Source organism: Sinorhizobium sp. 22678, assembly GCF_052044265.1.
In the GTDB taxonomy this organism is placed as follows: Bacteria; Pseudomonadota; Alphaproteobacteria; order Rhizobiales; family Rhizobiaceae; genus Sinorhizobium; species Sinorhizobium meliloti_A.
In genome coordinates this window covers 1-24,179 of sequence record NZ_JBQEMS010000033.1, presented here as the reverse complement: position 1 = coordinate 24,179, position 24,179 = coordinate 1, and the positions used below count along the sequence as shown (strand labels likewise).

The window sequence follows — 24,179 nt, the reverse complement described above, 5'->3', positions numbered from 1 at the left end:
GGATCGAGGCGGTCTTTTTATTGCAGCCATAGGCGAACTGCCAGCAAACCTATAGCCGATTTACCTGCTGTCGTTCATAACTCGCTTCTGTTTAGCAGAGGCGCCACCTTCAGGCGCGTTGAAGACAGCCCTCGCTACCGCGAGGTCATACGGAGTGTCGATGTCCACAGAACGCTCAGGAGGCATTAGGTATGGCAGCGCACCAACCGACCACCACGACTCGCCACTGCGAAGGAATCTGGCGCTAAACACATATACCGCACCATTCGGGGACACATATTCTGCTTCTTGACGCTGCGTCGCAAACTCCACCACTGGCGCGAGTGTCCCGTCCGCTGCTTTGCAAAAAAGCCAAGGTTTCGCGGGGCAGACGGATACTACAGGTTTGTCTTCTTTGCAGTAAAGAGAGACGCAGGCCGAAATATCCTCGGCAGTTCGCAATGGAGACGTGGGTTGTAAGACGACGACGACATCTGCGGGCGTTTGTTCCAGTGCATGGAGCACCACTGCAGTGGTCGACGCCCTGTCATCGGCAAGGTGTTGCGGCCGCAACCAGGGCGCAATCGCCCCGGCCGCAACTGCAATGTCGGCTATTTCCTGGCTGTCGGTTGTAACAAGAACGGTATCACAGCAGCCGGACTCAAGTGCAGCGCTAATCGACCATTGAATGAGCGGGCGTCCGTGAAAGTCTACGATGTTCTTGCCGGGCAGTCCTTTGGAGCCTGCCCTTGCAGGAATTACAGCAAGTACTGAGCCAAGATTTTCCATGTCATTGTCCTCGACGTGCGATCACCGCTATGCTTATCAAGCAAAGCTCAGGATCGCAACGTGCGTGCAAAGGGGGTCGATACGTACTTCGCCTATCATGAATCGTTGACCTTGCTTCCGATTGATGCTGATAAGGCTGCCAAGTCCGTGTCGAATGAGGGAGCCAGTCCGTGAGTTTAAACCTCACCCGTACCAGATGGGGAAAGGCGATTGAGCCAAGCGTGTTATTGCGAACTGCCGTTGGCCTTACAAAGTCGACGCTTTTCGACGTTGCGTCTGGATCGCCCGAAAAGAGATTGGCGAAGATTGAGGCTTTGATCGACGAGGCTGGTGCGTTTGCCGAAAAAGGGAAAATTCTAGAGGCCATCGCGTGCTTTAAAAAGGCGCGCTCAAAGTTAGTTTACACGGATCCCGTTAAGGTGGCGGCGGCGATCGAAGACGAGCATCGCAAGCTTAACCAGGAGTCTGCTGATTTTGAGCAACGTGCGAAAATGCTTTCGTCGAAGGCGAAAGCTATAAGGAAGGCAGTGGTAATCAGTGATTCACTTGGTCTTCCGCGGGGCGCGCCGGGATCGAAGATAGAGGCCAGCAAGCTTGAGATGACAGCTTCCGGTCTGATATTGGAGGCCATCTTGAAGACTGGAAGCGCTTCCGTGCAGCCTTTGTGTAGGCGCTACGGCACCACGGCGTTCATGCTGGAGGCTCTCCACTCGCGAGCGGATTGCAAAAATGCGGACGTGATCATCCATATTGGGCTGAATGACTGTGTTGTCCGTATGTTCATGGAAGATCAGCGGTTGGCACTCTCCACGCTTGCGGCAGAGGTTCGCCAGAAGATTGTAAAATTTGCCCAAGACTATCGCGGGCCCTTGGTTGAGAGCGATCTTGAGCACACGTACACGCCGCTGCCGGTCTACGAGAGGCGCCTCGAGGAAGCCGCCAATTTAGCTCGCTCCAAAGGAGCTCGCTCAGTCACGTTTGTGACGATCATACAACCACCGACGAAGTTTGGCGCGAAAACTCCGCACATGTCTTGGAGCTTCAATCGCTTTAACATGGTTTTGTATGATGTTGCCAAACGGGAGCGATGTCACCTCATTGACATGGATCGGCTCTGTTGGGAACAGGGGACACAAATAACTTTGTCGCCGGATGGTATGCACCTGTCGGCTGCTGGGCACGCCCTTATGGCTGAAAAATTCATTACGCTCGTGAAGGTTTGAGGTCTCTGTGGAGCTTCTTAAGCAGCATGCCCGCATTACTGCGGCTTTGATGATCAGGGAAATGTCCACGAGATATGGGGGCAAGCCCGGAGGTTACCTCTGGGCACTTTTTGACCCGGTAGCCCACGTCGTGATGTTAACTCTGATATTTCAGACGATCGCGCGATTGCCCTCTCTCGGCACAAGCTTCCCTCTCTTTTTCGCGACCGGATATCTCCCGTTCCACTGCTATCACTCCATGCAGTCTTTTATTTCCGGTACAATCAAGGCGAATAAGGCCCTTCTCAATTACCCGATTGTAACGCCTTTGGATACGGTGGTTTCGCGTTACGTGTTGCAGACATCAACATCGTTTCTCATCGTGATCATCGTAATGAATGTTGTGGCTTTGGAGAGCAGTCTCACTCTCCATGTTGATGTGACATCCGCGACAAAAGCCTGCGGCCTAGCGACCCTGCTTGGATTGGGGGTGGGCCTCTCCAATATTGCATTGTTTTCCTGTTCCTCGATTTATGAACAGGTATTTGGCTTGGTGATGCGGCCAATGATGCTGCTGTCTGGCGTCTTTTTCTTGCCGCATTTGATCCCGCATCCGTTTGACAACTTGCTGCTCTACAATCCCGTCGTTCACACCATCATTTTATTCCGCAGAAGCATTTATCCCGAGTATTGGGCGCAGGGCTTGGACCTGGACTACCTTTACGCATTCACAGCGATCAGTGTATTCATCGGTCTGTCTCTCTTCACTTTGTCGGCAACGGCAGTGAGGGAGGGTTGAACGGTTTCGAACAAGAAAAGAGCAGAGGCCATGAAGGCGAGCGGACTGGGCCGTGCTTCGGCGCTTAGGAGAATTGCAGCCTCATTCAGAAGTAGAATGGGCACAACGTGGCGCTACCCTAGACTTGATATTGAATACCCTTCACAGCGACAACCGACGAACCAAACGATTGAATAGACACGTTCAGCGCTATACTTCCAGGAGATTGGAAACCCTCATGGTACGTCAAGCCGTGTTCTTCGGGTTCGCACCGTGGAAGAATTTCATTCCGCGATGGTTTCCCGGGGTAGACTGCAAGGTGGTGACCCGAAATCCAAAATCGATGCTGCTGAAAGGTTGGCCTTTGCGGCTTCTTCTCCTGTCACGACCAACCGCTGTCCTGGTTTGGGGCTTCAAGTACCCACGTTTCCTGAGGGGCTTTTGCCGCTTATTTGGTATCCCCTTCTACTACGTTGAGGATGGCTTCGTTCGTTCGATATCGCTCGGCTCCACGAGGGCGGCGCCGGCATCTTTGATCATCGATGGAGGAACGCTGCACTATGACGCGCGAAATCCATCGGACCTGGAGCAAACGCTGCAAAATTATGATTTTGGCGCGGATGCCGCTCTGATGGAACGCGCCGATCGCTGCATTCAAATGCTCCTCGATATGCGCGTGAGCAAATACAACCTTGGCGCCCAAATGGACCTCGAAAAGATGATAGGGCCGAAAACGAAGAGGCGCGTACTCGTCGTCGGCCAAGTGGAGACAGATGCTGCGATTGCACATGGATGCGACAAGTCTTTCAACAACAACGACCTGGTCAGACTCGCCGTGTCGGAAAATCCGGATGCTCAGGTGATTTACAAACCGCATCCGGGCGCCGTCCACAGAAAACGTGCAGGTGCGTCCAATCCAGCCGACGTAGCACATATCTGTGAGTTGCTGGAGACAGATGTGACGCCTGCTGACGCACTCGATACAGTTGATCATGTCTACACGATCACCTCCCTCATGGGATTCGAAGCATTATTGCGAGGCATTCCAGTTACCTGCGTCGGGCTACCGTTTTACGCCGGTTGGGGCGCTACTGATGACCGGCAGACGAGCATCCGTCGAAAGAGACGCTTGTCTCCCCGTGAAATCTTTGCCGCAGCATATCTTATGCATTCGCTGTATTACGATCCCGAAACCGGTGAGCCAGCGGATCTTGAAACGGTGATCTGTAGATTGATCGAAATGCGCGGACCGCGGCCGTGACTCCGTTCCGTTTCTTCCTGACGTGCCTCGCTTCCGATCCAGAAACAATGTGCCCGGGCATACGTCATGAAAACATCTGGACAACTCCGTCTGCATCACCTAACCGCATTGCGACCTAGCGCGGTACCTAAAAGACGCGCCGACAGTTCCTCTCGACGAAGATACTTCCTATGAATCGCATCCTCGCACACCTCCCGAGCAATCTCGAAGCGCGCTTTTCTCGAGCGATGATGAGATTACTGGCAGGCGCTCTAGGGCCTCGCGCTGCCATCGGATGGATGACCCACTCTCCGCTCCGCCGGCGCACGCGGGCAAGACTGCTATGGCTCCACAAGCGGCTTGTCGCACAACATGGACAGGAAATGGGAGATCGCTTCGTTCAAAGTTATCTTTGTGCGAAACCTCGACCGAAAGATTATCGAATACTCTTATGTGAGACTGACGATCAGACGTTATCAGCGCGGTTAAAAAGGATGTTACCTCGCCTCGCCGAAAATGCGCGCGGAGACCCTGCCCTTAGCGCCGGCTTGGCAGTCGCGCTGTTGGAACGTGGCGAGGCAGACTTGCTTGACGATCTGCTGGCTCTCATTGAAAGCGGTTCGAGCCACCCGATCGTGCCGACTGCCATAAGAGCGATCTTCCTCCGGCCGCTGGGTCGAAGCGTGGAGGCCTCTTTAGGCCTACGTGGCGTACACACCATCAGCCGCCCTGCGCCATGCCGCCGCCGATTGCTGGTCATTGATGGAGAATTGCCACCAAAAGTCATCAGCCGTCTGGCTGCAGGAGCCGAGAAGCTTACAATCATCCGATACGGAGATCTCTATGGACATTTGGACCTTCCGGCAATTCAAGCTGAACTGCCCGAAATCGAAATAACCATCGAGCATGCGCGGACGCGTGTCGACAGATTTCACCGCCGGTATTACCAATTGCATGAGGCGAGTAGCGAGGCCGCCGCCGCGTTATCGACGGCGTTTTTCAAAGCCAATCCTTGGATCGACCTGGAAGTTCCCTCAGCCGACGGCATGAAGGCCGAGTTTATCTTGGGTGTTGCCGACTTTATTTTCTTCAAGATGCTACGGATGGACGGCGTGGCCCAGGCGCTACGGGATCCAAGCTTCGACAATGTCATAATCTCGTTCTCTGAAAATCGCGAACTATATGGCCTTTGTGCCGCCATGCCGGACCTCATTGGGGATGCCCGCGTCCAAGCGTGTAGTTGGCTGCCGGGGCCTGCGCAGATCCAATTCGAAGCGCGACAAGCCGCAATGGGCATACAGGAAGTAGGAGTATATGGCTACTTACCTGGAATCCTAGCCGAAATTACAAGTTTCAACGAGTCGCCACTAAGTGTCGCGCCTGAGGCGGTTCGAGCATATCTTCGAAAGGCTACTAGATTGCCTCCTCGTCGAGCTGGAAGCCATCACAGGGGGCGCCCAAGTTTGGCCCTCATTTCGAATGAGACCCGCGCCTACGCTTACAATGCGATCCAAATCGCTTGCGCGCTACAGGATCATTTCAATGTCGATGTGGTTTGGACGCAAGGCCGCGAGAAATCATTTAACGAGAGTCTCAGTCGTGCCACCGATGATGTCTTCCTCCGAGGCCCAAAGCAGAACGCTTCAACCCGACCGGCATTCATGCGCGCGGCTTCGCCGGCTCCAGATAAACGCGCAAATGCCGCCATTCGTGCGTCTACGTTCACGGCTTTCGCAGATCCCCTCGCGGATTTGGCGAACAAGTGGCAAAGCGATCCCGCGGTTAGCAACGCTTTGGCCTGTCTTATTAGAACAGGACTTGCAGAGTTCATGCTCAAACAACTAGGCCAAGTTGCCCTCGCAAGGAGACTGCTCGAAACTTACGACTACGATGCCATTGCGATTTCGCCGATACGGTCATCGAACAACGCAATTGTTGGCGCTGTCGCGAGGATGACCGGTACTCCGACCCTTACGATCGAAACACATTGCCTGAATGCTTCGTATTGCCGCTATACGAATGTCCGCACCGACTATGCCGCGGTCTACTCAGATCATTTTGTCCGAGAGTACGATCGTTACTTCGGCATCCCGGCAGACCGAGTGCGATCTTTTGGGTCCCCGCGGATCCTTCGTCCGCACGATTACGAATCGGAAGAGGCACGCCGGCTCGCAAGGGAGCGCGTTGGTACCGAGCTAAGTTCGGTGCGCATCATCGCGTTTCCCACGCAGCCTATGCCCCCCGCGTTATCCCTGGCGCTATGGCGGATGATAATACTAGCGGCTAAAGCCTTGAAGCAGCCGACCAAAGTCTTGCTTAAGATACATCCCGAGGAAGGGCAGGGCCATGTCGAACGATACAGGCAAATAGTTGAGGATGAAGCCGCGGGCGACATCTGTTCTGTTGTTGACGTCGACATCAAGGACCTACTTATGGCTAGTGACCTTGTGCTAACGGCCTACAGCGTTACTGCCCTCGAAGCCGTGGTTTTGGATCGTAACGTTGCCATTGTTGCCCAGCCTGGTGTGAACTATCCCGTCGCTTACAATGAAATTCTTGGTGTGCCCCTATGCTCCACGCGAGAGGAGACGATTGCCGCCATGGAAGACGCCTTTGCGCTGGGGCTCGAGGCAAGGTCCGGCGCAGGGTCTTTCAAATGCAAAAATCCGCATCTTTTCGACAACAGTACTTACCAGCGATTGAAAGAGATCGTGGATGAGATCATTCAGAAGGGCACGTCAGGGATCCGGGAGCGATCCGAACTTCCTCAGGAAATCTTTGTCACGGCCCCCTTTCAGGAGTACATGCTATGAGCGCAGGATTTAAGATCGCCGACCGCGCGATTGGTCCAGGTGAGCCATGCTTTGTCATTGCGGAAATCGGCGTCAATCACAACGGGTCGATTGAACTCGCCGAGCAGATGATAGCGGCCGCACGTCAAGCAGGTGCTGACGCCGTAAAGTTCCAGACATTCCGGGCGGACCGGCTGGTCGTTAGAGACACGCCGACCGCGGCCTACCAAAGAACAAACACCGGGCAAACAAACCAGCACCAGATGCTGTCCAACTTCGAGCTGGATGCAAAAGCACACGAACGGCTTCTGAACTATTGCTCTGCGGAAGGGATTATCTTTCTTTCATCGCCCTTCGACCTCGAGAGCATAGCATTGCTAAATGACTTGCGCGTGCCGGCATTTAAGGTTCCGTCACCTGACTGCGTTTCAATCTCCTATCTCGCCGAAATGGGAAAATGCGGGCGGCCCGTTATTCTGTCGACCGGTATGTGCACCATGGAGGAAGTCCTGAGGGGGATATCGACATTGCGGGACGCCGGTTGCGATGACATTGCCGTTCTCCACTGCACCAGCTGCTATCCGGCACCACTTGATGAATTGCACCTTCGAGCGATACCCCTGATGCAAGAGGCGACTTTGCTCCCGATAGGTTATTCCGATCATTCACAAGGGACAGAAGTGGTATTGGCAGCCGTTGCTTTGGGCGCATGCGTGATTGAGAAACACTTTACGTTGGATCGAGATCTCCCGGGCCCAGACCACCGTGCTTCGCTAGAACCGGACGAATTCGCAGCGATGGTCAAGGGTATCCGGATCGTCGAACGCTCGCTAGGTGATGCACGTAAAGAGCCCCAACCATGTGAGGAATCATCGCGTCTTCTGGGACGCCGCAGCTTAGCTGCCGTGCGCGACATGTCGCCGGGAGAAAAGGTGTCGAAGGACGACATCATACTGCTGCGTCCGGGCACCGGATTGGCGCCCGCGCTTGAACTAGAGATGATCGGGAAGCGTTTAAGGCGGCCGGTGAGCGCGCTCACATTGTATTCCATGGACGATTTCGAATGAGTAAAAACAGAGCGCTTATACTGTTGGGTGCGGGCGGCCACGCGAAGGTGATAGCTGAAGTGGCGCGTGTCAACGGCCGGGAAGTTGCAGGATATTTAGACCCTGGTCTAAATCGAGGGGAGGTCATCGGCGGGAAACCTGTTCTCGGAAGTGTGAGTGAGGTGTTCGATAACGCCGCTTGGCTGAGAGATTATGAACTCTTTCCTGCCACCGGAAGGGCAGACATTCGCTGGCGTGAATATCAGAAGCTGGTGGAAATAGGAGCGACTGTTCCCACTTTGGTGCATACAAAGGCGATTGTCTCGGCATCCGCAGCGGTTGAGGCCGGAAGTGTTATAATGGCCGGCGCCGTTGTCCAGGCGGATGTGCGGATTGGTGCGGCGTCGATCATCAATACTGGGGCGTTGGTTGATCATGATTGCGTCATTGGTTCCGGTGTAATGATTGCGCCGGGAGCCGTTATCTTGGGGGGCGTTTGCGTGCGGGACAACTCTTTTATCGCGGCCGGGGCCATTGTTGTGCCCGGAGTTACTGTGGGATCAGGTGCTTTCGTGGGAGCCGGTACCGTGGTTGCAGATGACGTACCCGATGGTGCGCGTGTAACATCTGCTCGAGGCAAGGTCTCCAATAAACGCCAGAGTAAATCTAATGTTTGACTACCGATTTTTCCGGCCGGGTGACGAAAGCGCGATAACGAAGCTCTTTCATACCGTGTTTGACAAGCCAATGTCTCCGGCCGCTTGGAACTGGCGCTACCTGCACCATCCCGCCGGTGCGGCGAAAGTGATGTTAGCATTCTGCGGTGACAAGCTCGTGGGCCACTATGCCGCCAATTCTGCGCCTCTGTCCGTGGGCGGCTCCGAAATATCCGCGGCTTTGTCCATGACAACGATGACGCACCCGGATTTCAGAGGGCGCGGCCTTTTCGAGAAGACTGCTAATAAGCTATATGAGTGTCTCCCTGAGCTTGGAGTGGCGGCCGTATACGGCTTCCCCAATGCGGCTGTCCATGCCCTCAGGCAGATAAAGGTTGGGTGGCGTGACATTTACGAAGTGCCGACGCTGAAACTAGATCTACGCACCGTTTCAAAACTCCGCAAACCTGATCCGGCCGTCGTTCAAGTAGACCATATCGATGAGCGGTTTGACGCATTTTTTCAAGTGGTTGGAACAAAATTGCCAGTTTGCGGCGTCAGAAATGCGGCGGTTTTAACCTGGCGTCTCGACCAGAATCCGGAGAACCTATACACGCGCCTGGTCCTAAGCGAGGGCAACGAAATTTCGGGATATGCAATCACGAAAAATTTCGGAGTTGACACAACGGACTTGGTGGAGTTGCGTTGTGCAGATAACGCCACCGCGCGAGCTCTGCTATCAACTGTCATCGCCAGAGCATCTTCGGCGGGTCACACTCAAGTATCCACGTGGTGCCTCCCGCAGGAAGCGCATCGGTTGGTTCTCGAATCTGTTGGTTTCAAGGCGGAAGCACCCATCACTTACTTTGGCGGGCGAACATTCCAGCCAATATCGAGTGATTTGTTCGACAGCCGATTGTGGCGGCTCTCGATGCTCGATTCTGACCTTTATTGAACCGAGTAAATAACCAGGCTTCTCAAGCCGCGCATACGGTGACCGCTTGAGCATGCAAGAACCTAAAATGATCCAAACGAAAAAGGCATCAAATGCGCCGTCGCCTTGTACATTTTCTGACCGGTATCCGCTCTGAGTACGACATCTTAGCGCCCATCATAGAGGGTGTAAGTAAAAGACCGGAATTGGAGGCCGCCATAATTGTCACGGGCGCTCATCTAACCGGCCTGCACGGGCACTCGGTGCACCAGATTAGAGCTGATGGACATCGGATCGTTGGAGAAGTTGATTCCCTGCTTGCGTCGGATGGCTTATCCGGTCGAGTCAAGGGCATGGCGCTCCAGTTGACGGGGATGACCGACATATTTGCACGGGAGCAGCCTGACTTCCTTGTCGTCATGGGGGATCGGGAGGAAGTTATGACGGGCGCCATTGCTGCCGTATATCATCGAGTACCGCTGGTCCATGTTGGCGGTGGCGACCACGCTGATGATGGCAACGTCGATAATGTAATTCGCCACGCTGTGTCGAAGATGGCGCATATTCATATGGCAACGACTCAGCTGAGTGCTAAACGTCTGCGTGCGCTTGGAGAAGAGGAGTGGAGGATCCATGTAACGGGTGCCTCCGGGCTCGACAGGTTGTTATCGGTTGCTCGCATGAGCCGCGAAGAACTGGATGAGGCGTTGAGGGTGGACTGGGCCGGTGCCCCATACGCGGTGCTGCTTTTCCATCCGACGATCACTGATTTTTCGCAAGCAGGGGAACACATCAAAGCAGTTACGAGCGTGTTGGAACGCAGTGGATTGAATGTAGCAGCTATGGCGCCCAACTCCGACCCCGGAAATCAGGCAATAACTTCGGAGATAGCTGCATTTGCAGCTCGCTGTCCGCGTGTCAAAGTATTCGATCATCTCGACAGAAAGAATTTTGTGAATCTGCTGCGGCATGCGGCATTGATGATTGGCAACTCGTCCGCTGGAATACTCGAGGCTCCAAGTCTCGGGCTTCCGGTGGTGAATGTAGGCATACGTCAGCGTGGTCGTGAATGTGGCGACAATGTAATCTTTACGGGGTATGACCAAAATGAGATTTCCGCAGCGATTGATAAGACAATCCACGATCAAGGCTTTCGCCGCCTTGTTTCTCAGCGCCGGACACCTTATGGCGACGGACGAACCGGCGCCAGGATCGCAGCGATACTGGCGGAGATAGAGCAAGGACCAAAATTGATGAATAAGCCTTTTATCTTGGAGTGATAGAGAAGATGTTCGAAGCTAACTGCGGGCCGGTCGTCATTGTTGCACCTCATCCTGACGACGAAACTCTTGGAGCAGGCGGATTTCTCCTACGAGCAATCGAATCTGGAACTCCGGTGCACTGGCTGATCGTGACTGGAATTTCGGTCGAACAGGGATGGGCTCAGGAGAAGGTCGAGCGTCGAGAACGGGAAATTTCGGCAGTTGCCGATGCGTATGGATTCACTGGCGTACATCGGCTTAATCTACCCTCGGCCAAGCTTGAAACGCTTCCAATGGGGGAACTGGTCAGCGCTTTTGGGGCGGTCGTAAAGTCGATCGAGCCAGCAACGCTGCTAGTTCCCCACAGGGGAGATGCTCATTCAGATCATCATGTGGTGTATGAAGCAGCAATAGCTTGCTCCAAATGGTTCCGATACCCATCCGTGAATTGGATCATGGCCTACGAAACAATATCAGAAACGGACGCCGGACTCTTCAGCAGCGACCCTTTCCTGCCCAATCTTTATGTCGACATTTCAAGCCAGTTGGAGAAAAAACTCCGCATCACCTCAATGTTCGGGGACGAGATTGGTGACTTCCCGTTCCCCCGAAGCCTCGAAGCGGTGAACGCTCTGGCGAAGGTGCGCGGGGCTACGAGCGGGTACGCGGCAGCCGAGGCGTTCATGCTCCTACGCGGCAGGACTTAACGTTGGTCTTCGGGCAATGAGCTTGGCGGCATCATTCCGGGCGCGTTCAAGATCTTCAATGCGACCAATATCACACCAATACTCCCGAAGCGGATACACCGTAGCTGCTGCCGGATCTTCGGCCATAAGCTTGTCGAACAGCGAGGGCATGTCAAAGTAGCCCTCGGCTGGGACGTGTGACAAAACAGAGGGATTGAGAACGTATATACCTGCGTTCACGAAATGCCGGTGTTTTGGCTTCTCTTGGAAGCCAGTCAGGCGTCCGTCTTCGTGCTCAATGACGCCGTATGGCACCTCCACTGTGTATTCGCGGAGGCACATAGTCGCTTCCGCACCGCAGTCGAGGTGATAGTGCATCAGCATACTGAAGTCAGTCGTTGTAAGAAGGTCGCCATTCATGACAAAGAAAGGCGATTCCGGGATCGCGGGCAGTAAGCGCAAGCTGCCAGCAGTCCCCATTCGCTCGAACTCTTCCAGGTAGCTTATTTGGACGCCTAGGTTCCTGCCGTCGCCGAAGTGAGCCTTGATCACCTCAGCCATGTAGTTCACTGAGAGATAAAATTGGTGGAAGCCGTGAGACTTGAACTGTAAAATGATCTGTTCGAGGATCGGTCGGCCGCCTACCTCGAGCATCGGCTTGGGCATCGAATCAGTATAGGGTCGAAGTCGACTGCCCAAGCCTCCCGCCATAAGCACTACAGGCCACTGCCCAGCGACCTCCGGCGCAATCTCCTCAGCTCGATACAAGCCGACGACTTTGCCCGCCTCGTCGACAACTGGGAGCCGAAGGATTCTACTCTTGCCGCAAATCAACTGGGCCATTTCGTGTATACTCATATCGGCTCGAACTACGAGAGGCTGGTAATTCAGGATTTGCGAGACGGGGTCATGCAGCTGGGCGCCGCGCAAGATTGCTCGGCGGATGTCGCCGTCCGTGACGACACCAACAAGGCGATCATTGTCATCTACGCACAAGGCGATCTGCATCGCTGCAGCGTCTATAACCTTGATGACGTCGATCACTGTTGATTCGGGTGAAACGAACGAAGACTCGGCTGCGTAGAGTCTCAAGGGCGGAACGCCTTTAGTCGAAGGTGACATATACTACTCCGAATATTTTCCGGGAAGTCGGAATGCTGCTGCGGTTGGGATTGCACCGGCTGCTTGGCTACTGCTGTAACGAGGAAATTCTCGGCGAGCGTGTGGTCGATTCGAATCTTTTGAATCTCATCACCTCTACCGACCTTGGTAGAAAATGGCAACCCACCCACGTGAACTCGTCGCGAGCTGCAAGAGAACAGTCGCGAATCGACGTGATTGCAAGTCTTCTACCAAAGGGTGGCGGCAACAGGTAATGATCCAGCGATGTGGTTGGTGCTTTGGGGGAGGCACGCCGCCATTTTTCTCTCGAGAAACTAAGCGTTACTCCTCAATCCCAGAGCCGCACTACTCGGTATATTAACCAAGCGCGATACTATTGCGCGAGCAACGGGTAATTCCATCTGCGGGCACTCGCGATACATAGGTAGATCACACATAAGTGTCCAACACGGGCGCGTCATAATACCTGCGTCATTGGATATCGCTAGGAATTCATCCCTCTGAGTGGGATCGTCCAAAATTATTGCATTCAGCCAGTAGTTGCTTTCCGCGCCGTGCGGTTCAGCGAAGAAACGCAATCCAGCAAGACCCGCAAGCGCCTCCGAGTATCGTCTCGCCAAAGCACGCTTGGCGCGTAGAAACGCCGGAAGCTCTTGCAGTTGTGCACAACCGAGCGCCGCATTGATGTTAGGCATTCTATAGTTAAATGCGATTTCATCATGCGAAAACGCCCAACGGTGGGGTGCCTTCGCCGTGGTCGTCAGGTGCTTAGCGCGGTCGGCGAGGGCGTCGTCGTTTGTTAAAATGGCGCCACCGCCGCCTGTGGTAATTATCTTGTTGCCGTTAAAGCTGGTGGCGCCGACTAGCCCGCGCCCGCCGAGCGGGCGTCCATCCTGCAGGCTACCAAGAGATTCTGCCGCGTCTTCAACCACGGGCAATCCCCACCGGTTGGCCACTTCCAAGAGCCCGGGCATGTCAACAGGATGGCCAAAAGTATGCATAGGAACGATAGCCGCCAGTCGGCGCCCCGTGATACGGTTTCGAGGCCCGTCGATGTCCGGTTCTGCAATCCGGGCGAGCCAGTCTGAGAGACCTTGGGGATCAAGACCTAGCGTCTGCCACGAACTGTCGACGAAATGGGGAATTGCTCCACAGTGAGCGATCGCGTTCGCGGTCGCGACGAAGGTCAGCGCAGGGGTAAGGACCTCGTCTCCGCGCCGAACTCCGGCCATCAATAGTGCGATGTGCAGTGCGGCGGTCCCGTTTACCACGACTACCGCCCGTTTGACCGCGCAAGCCGCAGCCAGGTCCCTTTCGAAGCGATCCACGAAAGAACCAACCGAAGATACCCATCCGGAATCCAGGCATTCTTTGACATATTCCCATTCGGCACCTGAGAATTGCGGTTCATGCAGTGCCACGCGGCCACCCGAGGGTGCAGCAATCTCGGCGATCACAGAGGTCGCTTGTCTCACATTCAAACGGCTCATCGTTACACCATGTAAGATTCAGGCTTGTAAGATGAGAGATTTTCCGGGTTGCGGAACCACTTGATCGTTTCAGCCAATCCCCTCTCAAATCCATCCCGCCCCGAATACTGCGGCGACCAGTCTGTGAGACGATGAGCCTTCTCGATCCCTGCAAACAGACGTTCGACTTCACTTAGATCGGGCCGCAATCGTTCCTCGTCCGAGACGATTCTCGCTTGGACGCCCATCGTCTGCGCGATATGGGTGGCAACCTCGCCGATTGAAATCTCAAATCCGCTGCCGAAATTAACGACCTCGCCCAGGACATTGGGACTTTCGGCCATAGCTTGGAAAGCGCGAGTTGTATCCGTAACAAAAGTGAAATCGCGCGTAGGACTGAGTTTGCCGAGACGTATTTCCGTCTTGCCGGCTGCCAGTTGGCTTATGATCGTTGGGATAACGGCACGAGCCGATTGTCTTGGACCGAACGTGTTGAATGGCCGAATGATTGTAACCGGCGTCCCGAAAGAGCGGTAAAACGATAATGCCAGTTGGTCAGCGCCGATTTTTGAGGCCGAATAGGGGGACTGGCCGACCAGCGGATGCTCTTCCGTGATCGGAACGAATCGGGCGCTGCCGTAAACCTCGCTGGTAGACGTGTGTACGACTCGGCTGACGTCGAGCTGACGAGCCGCCTGCAGGACATTTAGCGTGCCCTTGATGTTTGTATCGATGTATGTATCCGGTGAGTGATAGGAGTAGGGGATAGCGATAAGTGCGGCGAGATGCAGGACGACATCTACGCCACGCATCGCTGTCAGCACGCCATGCGAGTCGCGTATGTCCCCCACAAACACTTCGAACTGACCTCGAACGTCGTCCGAGAGGCGATCTAGCCACCCCCATGTCCCGAAACTGTTGTAAAGCGCAAAAGCACGTACTTTGAGACCCTGCTGCACGAGGTGTTCTACAAGATGTGATCCAATGAAGCCGTCAGCTCCTGTAACGAGAACTGTTTTCCCTTTTAGCGCGGTGCTCATTCAGTTGTTGATCCTTATGGTTTCGAGTAAACGCCGCCATCGCGTATCGTCGCGTAAATGGCGAATAGCGAGGCATGTTTTGCAAGCGGAAGGAGCCGTTCATCCGGCTTCGCAGCCAGAAAGGCCTTCGTTTGAAGATAGATTCCAGGCTTGTAGAGGCGGTCCAACTCGTCATTCGAGCTGATGTTCTCTAGGTTGAACGTGTTGTGATTTTGGCAAAAAAGCTCCTCCATGGGTTGCAAAACCAAACGCCTGTGGCGAGTCATGATCTCCACCCCCCACCTGCCGGGCGCAAGCCAATTAGCGTGATAGGAAAACACTACATCGCGACTCGTGACCCCATGGCCGCTGAAGATGGCGCCAGCCGGATGCCATTCAAGGGCTCGGCGGCTCTGCGCTTGCAATTCGCGTGGCTCGCCGGCTAGGAAGAATGCAAGATCGATCACATGCGTTGAGTTGCCATAAAACCAGCCCTGCAGTTCGACGGCATCTTTACCAAGCGCCTCAATTCGGCGCGTTGCTTCCGTGAAATCAAACTTGAGGGACAGGGCGCCTCCATCTTCAGCAATTAGTCTTTCTGCTTGCAGGGCCGACGAATAAAAACGGCGATTATAGGCAACATAAGCCTCAACGCCATGTGCTTCCGCGAACCTCGCGAGATCAGCGACTGCGACAGGGTCCATTGCCGCAGGCTTTTCGATGAGGATCTTGCGGCATCCGAATTTGATCAAAGCCTTTGTGACTTCGGAGAGCGATGCCGCGCTGACGGCAACAATTGCCGTCGCAGGCACTGTCTCGAGGGAGGCGAGCTGTTCCTCATGCGGACCATACCCCACCTGCACATTCCACTCGGCGGCAAATTTCTCGGCACCTGCTTGGCTGCGCCCCAACACTACAAAATGTTGCTCTACCTGGCGCAACACCTTAGCATACGCGCCAGCCATGCCGCCGCAACCAGCTAGAATTAAGCTCGTCAACTGATCGGGCACGGCATATCCTCCGAGAGGTGCATCCCCAACCTGCGACGTATTGCGTCGACAAACAGGCGATGGTGGATTGCTGATGTCCGGTAGGACGGAAGTCGGGATTGCCGGCTATCCAGAATTTCCGTGTACAAATGCCCCATACGACTAACCATCATCGCCTCGAACGGGCGAGAATATTGCTCCTGTCCGCCGACTTCATAGGTTAAGCGTCCCTTAGCTTCTTCAATCGTCCATTTCTCCTTGTGATGAGTTATCTCTATTGCAAACGGAACGCCCGGAGACCTCAAACTCGTGAGCTTGACGGCCCCTCCGCCTCCCATCTGTGCAACCAAGCTTCCGAAGAATTCAATGCAGCCGGGGTGTCGGCTGGGCACGGGGTGGGGCTCTAACTCTGCCTCTGAAACCGACAACGGCATGTCGGCAAATAGATGCGTAGCCAAATCAAGGAAGTGGATTCCGTTCGAGCAGATGTTCCAATCCGAACCGAACACATTCATGGACAACCCGCGGCGAGACCCAAGTTCGTCGCGCAAGCGATCATAATCATGAAAGCCGCGTCGACCGCAATTGACGGCAGCTGGTATCTCAAGCTTAGAGAGAATTTCTTCACATTCATCTAGATCACGCCGAGTCGTGAACAGTATTTTTTCAAACAGAATGAAATTCGGGTGGGTGGCCGAAATTAAACTCTCAAACACCTTCCGCCGCGGACCGGCAGATGTCGCGATAATCGCGAGGTCAACTGACGTCGGAAGGTCGGCCGAATCCGATTGCAAGCGAAAGGCGATTTGGCCAGCGAAGGGAGCCAACAGTGCTGCGGATGCTTGTCGTGCCGAATCGTCGGGCTCGATGATGATCAGGTTCAAACGCCGGTTCAACCCGGACAGCGCTTGTAGATGACGGCGGCCGATATTGCCGCTACCAGCGAGGAGAATGGTGTGTTTCATTGCTGCTCCGTTCCGACCAAGTTCTGGAACAGCCTGAGCTCGGCTTTCCAGTTGTGACGGCTCGGGGAGTCGCCTTGAACGGTCCCATGATGGTAAATCGACATGTTCTCCCTATTATCCTGAAGTGAGTAGCCGAAAACTTGATCTTGCGGTACCCGGCCACCACAATGTTCTGCCAATAATGCGAGGCCCAGTAATCCGCTGCTCGGCGATGCGTCCAGTTCACCGAAAAGGGATATGTATAGCGAAGGTGGGATAACAGCTATATCGCCATACTCTTTGGGGCAGGCTGTTAACAGTTGAATAGCATCCGAAAATCGGTGACGTAGGTTTGGACCGGTGAAAACAAGAAGAGGCTGTTTTCGAAATTGCCTCCAAGGGACATAGCGGGGACTAAGGGGCCGCACCCATACATCAGTACGCCGGCCAAGATCTACGATGTCACTTGTAACATAGTTGTTAAATCGCATCACCTGTCGATGGGCATCGATATTTGCTCCCTGTGATTTACCCATGAGAGAGCGGCCATTGGCGACCACGGCGACGTCCCGAGTGTCAAGGAGAGCCCGCAAACGGGCGGCGCCAGCATTGAGTCTGTGTGATATGGCCAATGCCGCCCGACCTAGCTCCAAATGGTCGAACCCCGAATTCTGCGCGGCGACTGTCAGTTCCAAATATCCCATGCCACGAAGTGATTGAGGGTGTCTGATTGCGACCTCAGCGAGGATGTCCAAGGCGTCCTCAGCAAGTCCTGCGTCGTTCATGAGAGCCGCCACGCGAACCCTAGTTGCTGGCCTAGAACCAAGTAAGGGCATGGTCCGGGGCAGATGGACGACTGCCGCTGTCGCGCCAGCTCTTTCCCAGCACAGATTCAAAAGCTCGACCGACGCCGTGCGTGCCAAATGCGGCGGTGCGTTGTCGACGATGTTTAGCAACATCTCCTTTGCACTCTCAAACGGTACAATGCCGTACCTTGCCCAGCGCGACATGCTCAGCTGAAGAGAATAATCGTTTCGGGATTTATCAAGCGCCGCTTGCAGCCAATTGACCGCATCCGAATAAAGGCCGGAAGCATAAGCGCGTCTACTGGACTGCAACTCGGTGGAGCCTGGTCTACCGTTCAGGTACCACATGAGGCGCCTGAACATCCAACTTACCCACCTTTTGCGGTGAGAGATACTGCAGGTGGCTTCTTCCATTATAACCGATATTAGATCTAGGCGGCGGGACGCCGTTCGTGGCAAGGAAGCGTGGAAAGCGAAGCCGTAGTTACGCCCTGTCACGAACGTTGTAGTAGCCCATGACTCCGACACCCCAGGCAAACAGGAGAGCGAGAGTCACGAGCGACGCATTTACGATGCGCGTCGGATATTGCGCCATTTCGGAGAGGGTGGGCTCGATGAACAGTGCAAGATACCGTTGCCTGTTGTTCGCCTCAACACGCGCCTTCTCAAGAGCGCCCAACGCAGCGGTATATGCGCGTTCGGCGAACTCGCGTTCCGTTTCCAACTCCTCGAACTGCGTGATTCGACCAGCTACATCTTGGGGCTCTGTTCCGAAGGGGGATGCAGTATCGCGCGCACCCGTACCAAGACGTTTGCGTTCGACGTCCACTTGGTTTTCGAGACTTTCAATACGTGCTTTTAAGACCCGAATCCTGGGCGTATCTTCACGCATCTGAGTCTTCGCGGTAGAGAGATCGGCGTTGAGTTGCGTTAATTGCTGTTCCAGTGAAGCGATAAGCTGAACGGCGAGTTTCGCTCCTTCTTCCGGACTTATTTCCTGCGACCTGTCGCGATAGTTCCGCAGGGCTACGCGAGCCTTGGCCAAGCGGGCCTCGCCTGCGAGTACTTCGTCCTGCGCTGCCCTCAGCACATCATTGCGGGCGGAAAGTGACAGGCTATTTACAAGATTGTCGCTCTTGTCCACGATGAATTGAGCGATAGCTTGCGCCTGCTTCGCGTCAAAGGCTTTCACAGTCACTGCCACGATGCCCGAGGCATTATCAAAATTGACATCAACCATGTCGCGCCAGTAGGCGAGTTTGTCCTCAATCGGCAGGTCAGAGCCGATTCCGTAGAAATAGTCGAGCCCTCGGGCAGCATAGACATCTTCGAGTTTGAATCTGCGGTCGGCGTCCGCTACCATGCGCTCGCTCAGGATATAATCCATCAGAATGTAGCTGTCAGAAATAGTGCTGCCACCGGACGCTTGGGTGAACATACCCAGAATATCCGTTGATACGCCACCCTCGATGCTACGTACCGCAAAGGAGGTGGTGCTGTGATACTGGTCCGCCGCGATGAAGGCCATATAGACCGATACAAGCGTCGCTGGTACTGCTACGAGTCCGAGGAAGGACGCGCCTATGACGGCGTGGCGCCAGCGAAGTTTCTTCAGCCACTTCGACTGCCAACCGGCTTTCTGGGGTGATTCAACCTTACGTCCCGGCAGCGGGATGACCGGTGCGCTTTCCTTTCCGAGGAGCCCCTCGAGGACCGCAATACCTTTGTTTTTTGCCGCGGCTTTGGCGATATTCTGCGTGCCAGCGGCCTGCGCGGAATCAGGCTGGTTCACTGCCGCGTCCTTGCTTACCGCCATCTAGCTTTCCTTCATATTTTTGTCGTGGGCGCGTATCGCGTCTTCTACATTCTCATAATACGTCATCTTGCCTTTTTCCAGCACCACACCGCAATCGCAATAATCGCGGATCGTACCGGTGCTGTGCGAGACCATTATCACGTCCGAATCCTGCAGCTTGGTCTCGAAGACACTCTGGCACTTCTTCTTAAAATTTGCGTCACCAACCGCGGTGATTTCGTCGACGAGATAATAGTCGAAGTTGATGCCCATGCTCAAGCCGAAGGCGAGCCGCGCTTTCATGCCGGAGGAATACGTGCCCACGGGCGCGCGAAAGAATGGGCCGAGCTCGGCAAATTCCTTGACATAGGAGATCAGTCCTTCCGTATCTACTCCGTAGATTCGGGCGACGAAACGTACGTTCTGTTCCCCAGTCAGCGAGCCTTGAAAGCTACCCTGAAACCCCAGCGGCCAGGAGATTTTGCCGCGGCGAATGATTCGACCCTTGTCGAGCTTGATAGCGCCCGCGATTAGGCGTAGCAGCGTCGACTTGCCGGCGCCGTTGCGACCGAGAAGGCCGACGCTTTTACCGCGGTTCAGCGTCAGCGATGCGTTCTCGATGATAGGCTTCTTGATGCCCTTGGTGCGGGCATATTTGGTCGCCTGCTCGAAGCGGATCATTCGTTTCTCAGCGTCTTTCTGGAAAGGGTGAAGACCAGCATTCCGGCAAACAATGTCATAAATGCGATGCCATAAACATAGCTCATGTCGAGGCCGAACGCCCGATATTCTGGATAAAACCCTTGGCGGAAACTCATGATTATGTGAACAAGCGGATTGATCAGCACGAGCTCGCGATAGGGCGTTGGGATCGAGTCGGGCAGGAAGAAGACGCCGGAGATCATAAAAAGTGGGCGGTTGAAGATGCCGAAGACCTGTTCGTAAAGCGGATATTTCAGGAACAGCACGCAATTGACCATGGACACGCCGAGGCCGAAGAGGCAGGCGAGCCCGACCGCTTCGAAGATCGAGGGCCAGTGGATGTTCGTGTCGACCCGCATGGTGGCGACGATCGTGCCGAGCACGATGAAGGCGACCAGAGAGGTCGTGCCCATCTGCAGGACGAAGCGGGCGACGATGGTGTCGATCGGCGCGACATTCGGGTAGCTGAGCAGCGCCTTGTTGGCCTTGACCGCGGCGTTCAGGTAGCCGGTCATCGCCTGGTAGAACTGGAAGGCGATATAGCCGGTGGCGAAGAAAAGCGCGAAGCTGGTGCCGAGTGCCGGCGTGTGGGCGATCGTCTGGAAGATCGTAGTCAGCAACAGGATGTGGGCCGTCGGATCGAGCAGCGCCCAGGCATAGCCGCCGGGCTTCGAGCCGAAGCGCGTCGCCATTTCGCGAACCAGAAGGGCGCCGACGACGCGGAAATGGGTGGTGAGATAGCCCATGTCAGTCACCCGAACGGATAGAGAATGCGGCCGATGATCCGGTACTTCCGCTCGGACAGGCCGCGGAAGAAGCGGATCGGGTCGGCCCTGAAGTCTTCGACATCGCGGTCACTGCCAATCTTGCGGATCGCCGGCGTGACAAAGGCGGTCAGCAGATGGCGCCAGCCGAGAAGGCCGTAAGGGCCCCAGGCGCGCCATTGCGGCCGGCGCGGGCCAAGGCCCTGCGGCTCGTCGAGCTGTCTTTTGATTGCGGTCACGGTCGCTTCGAATGAGGTTTGCGCTCCAGTCTCGGGATCGAAATAGCGAGGATAGAGCAGATAGGCGCCGGCGAAAAGCGCTTCGATGCTCAAGCGACGGCCGCGGCGCGGGTTGGGCTGGCGGTCGTCCGTCATGCCCCATCCGGAATAGAAGGGGCAGCCGGCGGTCGTGACCGGGATGCCGCGAATGAGCGCCTCGAAGCCCGCAAGCGAGGTGATCGTATAGACGTGGTCGACGGTGCGCAGCGCCTCGGCAAGCGGCAGGCTCTCGGTCACCAGCTCGCAAAGATGCGCCACTTCGGCGGGGTCGGACCTTGCCGGGCGGGCGCGGCTCAGCACGTCCGGATGCGGCTTGTAGAGGATCTGGGCGTCCGCTTGCTCTGAGGCCGCGAGCCGCACCAGGTCGTTGTTGGTCATGCGGCTGAGACAGCCGTAGCGGATCGAAGCATCGTCCTCCACCTGGCCGACGACCAGCACCCGTTTGCGCGTCTTCTCGCCATAGACTTCCTCGGCGTTGCGCCGGCGCGCGCCATTATATTTGCTGATGCCGCTTTCGGTGAGTAGCGCGATGCCAACGCGCGCCCGCTCCATCAGTGCCGCATCCGCTTCGAAGTCATAGTTCTTTAGCAGCACTTCGAGGTCGGATGGATGCCGGCAGTCGAAATAGAGCGCCCTGCCGTCGAGCGCCAGGGAGAGGGGAGGCGTGCGGCTGGCGCTCGGCCGGGCCGAGCGAAGGAAACCGTCCTCTATGAAAGTGACGGGAATGTTCCGCGCTTTTGCCAGCGCCTCCAAAGGGCCCGGCAGTTCCGGGCCCCAGGCGAGAAACTCGGCGTCCTTCTCGGCCAGGATCCGCGGCTTCCAGACGCGCTCGAATTCGCGCTCGCCGACATTCATGGGGAGGAAGCGGAAGTGCCTGTCGGGAAAATATCGCTCGAAAGACTCTCTCTTCCATCCTATGATCTGGACGGCAAAGGTCGTCACCGGCTCCGGTGTGGGAGCGGAAGAAGCATCGGCGAGCTCTTCCCTTTGTCGTCGCGTTAAAGCCATCGGCGCCTTGAATCAAAGAATGCAGGACTGCTATCTACATGCGCCGCAGTCGATCCGCCAGTCTCGAGCGCTCGCTCCTTGTCACAAATTATTTGCCTCGGACCGTCGCTCGTTCAAGCTCTTCGAGGCGTTCGGTGCAAATCATCTCGACGAGGCGGAGGACGTGTTCGGTTCGCTCGAGAAATTTGCGAAGCGCCTAGTCACGTTACCTTGAAGTGCCTCAAATAGCGTGTATTACATTAGTCTTATGCACTAATTGGAACCAAGCAACAAGGCCCCACCGCTCTCCCGATCGGCGCTGGTTGGATGCGGGTGGCTGGCCGCGAGACGATGACAGAATGCGACGATCGGGACTGGGTCGGTCAGCAATAAGACCTGCGTGCGGCAGACTCACTGCCCCTTACCACCGCCATCAGTCCGCGGCCTTTTGGCGCGGTGGCCGCTGAATAAATATGCGGCAGAAGCGAAGGCAGGCACGTGCACACACTAAGTCCCGCCTTTCTTCATCAGCGCCCAAGCGATGCGCGCGGTATTGTTGGCCAGCGCCACGATCACCAGCATGGGTGGCTTGCGCGCAAGCATCCGATCAAACCATGAGCCGCATGGTATGCCTTTACGCTTGGCCCAGCGGACGACAGCGCGCTGGATGCGGTGATGAGCAGACGTCTTAACGTTCCCTCTCCCATGCGCGATGTTAGTCCAACGCGCTCCTTCCCGCCGGTTGAACGCTGGATCGGTGTCAGACCGATCAGGCTGCAAAAACCACGACCGGATGGGAATGTTTCAGCCGATGGAGCAAGCGCCTCGAGAGCCGTCGCGATCAGCGGACCGATACCAGGCACGCTAATCGGGCCATGGGCAGTTTCGTCAGACTTGGCATTTGCCGAAATCTCCGCATCAAGTTCTCTGACCTGATCCTGCAAGCGGCGCAACGCTTCGACCGTGAGCGCAACGAATGGCCCACGGCTTTCATGATTGACGGATAGGTTTCTGGCGCTCGGTCAGAACTTCTGCTTTGCCCGCTTCGGCATAAAGTAGGTTCGGATATTGACGAGTGCTTCGGCGACGTCAGCAGCATCCTGGCTTGTCGCTTTCCGTTTTGCCTCGCCGAGCTTGCGGATGGGTGCGATGATATCCCCAGTGACGGCATGACCACGAAGAACCGGCTGCCAAAGCCTCGGCGCGAACCCGGTTCCCATCAGAAAGCAGACGTCCCAATCGAAGATATCAAAGGTCTGATCATCGATCCGGGTGAACCGGGGCCGGTGGTCTTTCGGTGTTTCGGAAAGGCTAGCCGAGATGCGGTTATACTCAGCAACGATCGTCTGTACGGCCCGATGTTCTCTTGTCTCCATCGGCAGGTTCAGGGCATCCGGACCGGTCAGTTCCGGGATCCATTTGCGTGGGTCGATGAACTTCGGTCCGATGATGAGAGCCGTGAGATAGCCGTCGAGGCCACTCATCGACCAGATCGGCGACACGGGACGACGTGCCCTGATGAAGGCCTCGAACGCCTTGTCATCGAGCTTCGGTCGTGCCGTCGTCCCTTGGCTGTTCTGTGTCATGCCGCCCGTCGCTCCTGATCTGCAATGGCCTCGCGTTCGGCCTTCCAGGCCCAGGGGAAGAGCGTATCCATCCGGTTCGCGGGCACCTTGCCCGAGATGATGCGCTCAAGCACATCGGCAAGCCAGACCTCGGGGTCAACACTATTGAGCTTTGCTGTGTTGACGAGCGATGCCAGGACCGCGAAGGACTTGCCAACGCGTTCGTTGCCCACGAACAACGAGTTCTTCCTCGTCAGAGCCACCGATTTCATTGAACGCTCGACCACATTGGAGTCCGCTTCGATCCGGCCATCCTCCAGGAAGGCTGCCAGCCCGTTCCAATGATTGAGCGCGTAGGAGACGGCCTTGCCCAGC

The 24,179-nt window shown here is 55.7% G+C and carries 24 protein-coding genes and 1 pseudogene; 10 read left to right on the top strand and 15 right to left on the bottom strand.

Annotation, left to right across the window (positions count from 1 at the left end; all coding sequences use genetic code 11):
- Positions 1–60: 60 nt before the first annotated feature.
- On the bottom strand, positions 61–768 hold the full coding sequence (locus ACTJKL_RS29250) for an acylneuraminate cytidylyltransferase family protein (protein ID WP_440854502.1): 708 nt from the start codon (positions 766–768) through the stop codon (positions 61–63).
- A 296-nt stretch (positions 769–1,064) separates the two neighbouring features.
- Between ACTJKL_RS29250 and ACTJKL_RS29245 the strand changes: the two genes are divergently transcribed.
- The 9 genes from ACTJKL_RS29245 to ACTJKL_RS29205 all read left to right on the top strand — a co-directional run bounded on the left by ACTJKL_RS29245 (position 1,065) and on the right by ACTJKL_RS29205 (position 11,385).
- Positions 1,065–1,991, top strand: coding sequence for an SGNH/GDSL hydrolase family protein (locus ACTJKL_RS29245; protein WP_440854501.1), 927 nt, complete (start codon positions 1,065–1,067; stop codon positions 1,989–1,991).
- Positions 1,992–1,998: 7 nt separating this feature from the next.
- On the top strand, positions 1,999–2,769 hold the full coding sequence (locus ACTJKL_RS29240) for an ABC transporter permease (RefSeq protein WP_440854500.1): 771 nt from the start codon (positions 1,999–2,001) through the stop codon (positions 2,767–2,769).
- A 217-nt stretch (positions 2,770–2,986) separates the two neighbouring features.
- Positions 2,987–4,009, top strand: a complete 1,023-nt coding sequence (locus ACTJKL_RS29235) for a capsular polysaccharide export protein, LipB/KpsS family (RefSeq protein WP_440854499.1) — start codon at positions 2,987–2,989, stop codon at positions 4,007–4,009.
- Positions 4,010–4,572: 563 nt separating this feature from the next.
- Positions 4,573–6,801 carry a CDP-glycerol glycerophosphotransferase family protein gene (locus ACTJKL_RS29230; RefSeq protein ID WP_440854498.1) on the top strand — a complete coding sequence of 743 codons (2,229 nt, stop codon included), beginning with the start codon at positions 4,573–4,575 and terminating at the stop codon, positions 6,799–6,801.
- The gene (locus ACTJKL_RS29225) at positions 6,798–7,847 is read left to right on the top strand and encodes an N-acetylneuraminate synthase family protein (RefSeq protein WP_440854497.1); all 1,050 of its coding nucleotides are present in this window, start codon (positions 6,798–6,800) and stop codon (positions 7,845–7,847) included. The genes ACTJKL_RS29230 and ACTJKL_RS29225 overlap by 4 nt, the downstream gene beginning before the upstream one ends.
- Positions 7,844–8,503 (top strand): acetyltransferase, encoded by a 660-nt coding sequence (locus ACTJKL_RS29220; protein WP_440854496.1) that lies wholly within the window; start codon positions 7,844–7,846, stop codon positions 8,501–8,503. Before ACTJKL_RS29225 ends, ACTJKL_RS29220 begins: the two co-directional genes overlap by 4 nt.
- Positions 8,496–9,437 (top strand): GNAT family N-acetyltransferase, encoded by a 942-nt coding sequence (locus ACTJKL_RS29215; protein WP_440854495.1) that lies wholly within the window; start codon positions 8,496–8,498, stop codon positions 9,435–9,437. The genes ACTJKL_RS29220 and ACTJKL_RS29215 overlap by 8 nt, the downstream gene beginning before the upstream one ends.
- Before the next feature lie 92 nt (positions 9,438–9,529).
- Complete coding sequence (neuC, locus tag ACTJKL_RS29210) at positions 9,530–10,696, top strand: UDP-N-acetylglucosamine 2-epimerase (RefSeq protein ID WP_440854494.1); 1,167 nt, start codon at positions 9,530–9,532, stop codon at positions 10,694–10,696.
- Between the two features lie 8 nt (positions 10,697–10,704).
- A complete protein-coding gene (locus ACTJKL_RS29205) occupies positions 10,705–11,385 on the top strand; it encodes a PIG-L deacetylase family protein (protein ID WP_440854493.1) in 681 nt (226 codons plus the stop codon).
- On the opposite strand, the gene ACTJKL_RS29200 is transcribed toward ACTJKL_RS29205, so the two are convergent.
- Positions 11,368–12,486, bottom strand: a complete 1,119-nt coding sequence (locus ACTJKL_RS29200; protein ID WP_440854492.1) for a nucleotidyltransferase family protein — start codon at positions 12,484–12,486, stop codon at positions 11,368–11,370. The two genes, ACTJKL_RS29205 and ACTJKL_RS29200, sit on opposite strands and share 18 nt — an antisense overlap.
- Positions 12,487–12,518: 32 nt before the next feature.
- On the opposite strand from ACTJKL_RS29200, the gene ACTJKL_RS29195 reads away from it, so the two are divergent.
- A complete protein-coding gene (locus tag ACTJKL_RS29195) occupies positions 12,519–12,740 on the top strand; it encodes a hypothetical protein (RefSeq protein WP_440854491.1) in 222 nt (73 codons plus the stop codon).
- 60 nt (positions 12,741–12,800) lie between these two features.
- Here ACTJKL_RS29195 and ACTJKL_RS29190 read toward each other — a convergent pair whose 3' ends face one another.
- The 13 genes and pseudogenes from ACTJKL_RS29190 to ACTJKL_RS29130 all read right to left on the bottom strand — a co-directional run.
- On the bottom strand, positions 12,801–13,976 hold the full coding sequence (locus ACTJKL_RS29190; RefSeq protein ID WP_440854490.1) for a LegC family aminotransferase: 1,176 nt from the start codon (positions 13,974–13,976) through the stop codon (positions 12,801–12,803).
- Between the two features lie 2 nt (positions 13,977–13,978).
- Positions 13,979–14,995, bottom strand: a complete 1,017-nt coding sequence (locus ACTJKL_RS29185) for an NAD-dependent 4,6-dehydratase LegB (RefSeq protein ID WP_440854489.1) — start codon at positions 14,993–14,995, stop codon at positions 13,979–13,981.
- A gap of 14 nt (positions 14,996–15,009) precedes the next feature.
- Complete coding sequence (locus tag ACTJKL_RS29180) at positions 15,010–15,984, bottom strand: Gfo/Idh/MocA family protein (RefSeq protein WP_440854488.1); 975 nt, start codon at positions 15,982–15,984, stop codon at positions 15,010–15,012.
- Complete coding sequence (locus ACTJKL_RS29175) at positions 15,969–16,928, bottom strand: Gfo/Idh/MocA family oxidoreductase (RefSeq protein ID WP_440854487.1); 960 nt, start codon at positions 16,926–16,928, stop codon at positions 15,969–15,971. Before ACTJKL_RS29175 ends, ACTJKL_RS29180 begins: the two co-directional genes overlap by 16 nt.
- Entirely contained in the window at positions 16,925–18,061 is a 1,137-nt protein-coding gene (locus ACTJKL_RS29170) for a glycosyltransferase family 29 protein (protein WP_440854486.1), read from the bottom strand. Before ACTJKL_RS29170 ends, ACTJKL_RS29175 begins: the two co-directional genes overlap by 4 nt.
- A gap of 136 nt (positions 18,062–18,197) precedes the next feature.
- Entirely contained in the window at positions 18,198–19,529 is a 1,332-nt protein-coding gene (locus ACTJKL_RS29165; RefSeq protein WP_440854485.1) for a KpsE/RkpR family capsule polysaccharide export protein, read from the bottom strand.
- A complete protein-coding gene (locus ACTJKL_RS29160; RefSeq protein WP_440854484.1) occupies positions 19,530–20,189 on the bottom strand; it encodes an ABC transporter ATP-binding protein in 660 nt (219 codons plus the stop codon). It abuts the gene before it with no gap.
- Positions 20,186–20,956, bottom strand: coding sequence for an ABC transporter permease (locus ACTJKL_RS29155; RefSeq protein WP_440854483.1), 771 nt, complete (start codon positions 20,954–20,956; stop codon positions 20,186–20,188). The genes ACTJKL_RS29160 and ACTJKL_RS29155 overlap by 4 nt, the downstream gene beginning before the upstream one ends.
- Positions 20,957–20,961: 5 nt before the next feature.
- The gene (locus ACTJKL_RS29150; RefSeq protein WP_440854482.1) at positions 20,962–22,260 is read right to left on the bottom strand and encodes a capsular polysaccharide export protein, LipB/KpsS family; all 1,299 of its coding nucleotides are present in this window, start codon (positions 22,258–22,260) and stop codon (positions 20,962–20,964) included.
- 88 nt (positions 22,261–22,348) lie between these two features.
- Positions 22,349–22,456 (bottom strand): annotated as a pseudogene (locus tag ACTJKL_RS29145) (nucleotidyltransferase); the annotation flags it as partial.
- Positions 22,457–22,811: 355 nt separating this feature from the next.
- On the bottom strand, positions 22,812–23,102 hold the full coding sequence (locus ACTJKL_RS29140; RefSeq protein ID WP_440854522.1) for a transposase: 291 nt from the start codon (positions 23,100–23,102) through the stop codon (positions 22,812–22,814).
- 159 nt (positions 23,103–23,261) lie between these two features.
- The gene (locus ACTJKL_RS29135) at positions 23,262–23,825 is read right to left on the bottom strand and encodes a UPF0149 family protein (RefSeq protein ID WP_440854481.1); all 564 of its coding nucleotides are present in this window, start codon (positions 23,823–23,825) and stop codon (positions 23,262–23,264) included.
- Positions 23,822–24,179, bottom strand: a 358-nt coding sequence (locus ACTJKL_RS29130) for an IS66 family transposase (protein ID WP_440854480.1), incomplete at its 5' end; no start/stop codon positions are given. The genes ACTJKL_RS29135 and ACTJKL_RS29130, both read right to left, overlap by 4 nt.

What these genes read in the sequence shown, in the direction of transcription:
- ACTJKL_RS29250 (WP_440854502.1), bottom strand. Translation starts at nt 768, where the DNA reads ATGGAAAATCTTGGCTCAGTACTTGCTGTAATTCCTGCAAGGGCAGGC.
- ACTJKL_RS29235 (WP_440854499.1), top strand. Translation starts at nt 2,987, where the DNA reads ATGGTACGTCAAGCCGTGTTCTTCGGGTTCGCACCGTGGAAGAATTTC.
- ACTJKL_RS29225 (WP_440854497.1), top strand. Translation starts at nt 6,798, where the DNA reads ATGAGCGCAGGATTTAAGATCGCCGACCGCGCGATTGGTCCAGGTGAG.
- ACTJKL_RS29220 (WP_440854496.1), top strand. Translation starts at nt 7,844, where the DNA reads ATGAGTAAAAACAGAGCGCTTATACTGTTGGGTGCGGGCGGCCACGCG.
- ACTJKL_RS29215 (WP_440854495.1), top strand. Translation starts at nt 8,496, where the DNA reads ATGTTTGACTACCGATTTTTCCGGCCGGGTGACGAAAGCGCGATAACG.
- neuC (WP_440854494.1), top strand. Translation starts at nt 9,530, where the DNA reads ATGCGCCGTCGCCTTGTACATTTTCTGACCGGTATCCGCTCTGAGTAC.
- ACTJKL_RS29205 (WP_440854493.1), top strand. Translation starts at nt 10,705, where the DNA reads ATGTTCGAAGCTAACTGCGGGCCGGTCGTCATTGTTGCACCTCATCCT.
- ACTJKL_RS29200 (WP_440854492.1), bottom strand. Translation starts at nt 12,486, where the DNA reads ATGTCACCTTCGACTAAAGGCGTTCCGCCCTTGAGACTCTACGCAGCC.
- ACTJKL_RS29195 (WP_440854491.1), top strand. Translation starts at nt 12,519, where the DNA reads ATGCTGCTGCGGTTGGGATTGCACCGGCTGCTTGGCTACTGCTGTAAC.
- ACTJKL_RS29190 (WP_440854490.1), bottom strand. Translation starts at nt 13,976, where the DNA reads ATGAGCCGTTTGAATGTGAGACAAGCGACCTCTGTGATCGCCGAGATT.
- ACTJKL_RS29185 (WP_440854489.1), bottom strand. Translation starts at nt 14,995, where the DNA reads ATGAGCACCGCGCTAAAAGGGAAAACAGTTCTCGTTACAGGAGCTGAC.
- ACTJKL_RS29175 (WP_440854487.1), bottom strand. Translation starts at nt 16,928, where the DNA reads ATGAAACACACCATTCTCCTCGCTGGTAGCGGCAATATCGGCCGCCGT.
- ACTJKL_RS29170 (WP_440854486.1), bottom strand. Translation starts at nt 18,061, where the DNA reads ATGTGGTACCTGAACGGTAGACCAGGCTCCACCGAGTTGCAGTCCAGT.
- ACTJKL_RS29165 (WP_440854485.1), bottom strand. Translation starts at nt 19,529, where the DNA reads ATGGCGGTAAGCAAGGACGCGGCAGTGAACCAGCCTGATTCCGCGCAG.
- ACTJKL_RS29160 (WP_440854484.1), bottom strand. Translation starts at nt 20,189, where the DNA reads ATGATCCGCTTCGAGCAGGCGACCAAATATGCCCGCACCAAGGGCATC.
- ACTJKL_RS29155 (WP_440854483.1), bottom strand. Translation starts at nt 20,956, where the DNA reads ATGGGCTATCTCACCACCCATTTCCGCGTCGTCGGCGCCCTTCTGGTT.
- ACTJKL_RS29150 (WP_440854482.1), bottom strand. Translation starts at nt 22,260, where the DNA reads ATGGCTTTAACGCGACGACAAAGGGAAGAGCTCGCCGATGCTTCTTCC.
- ACTJKL_RS29135 (WP_440854481.1), bottom strand. Translation starts at nt 23,825, where the DNA reads ATGACACAGAACAGCCAAGGGACGACGGCACGACCGAAGCTCGATGAC.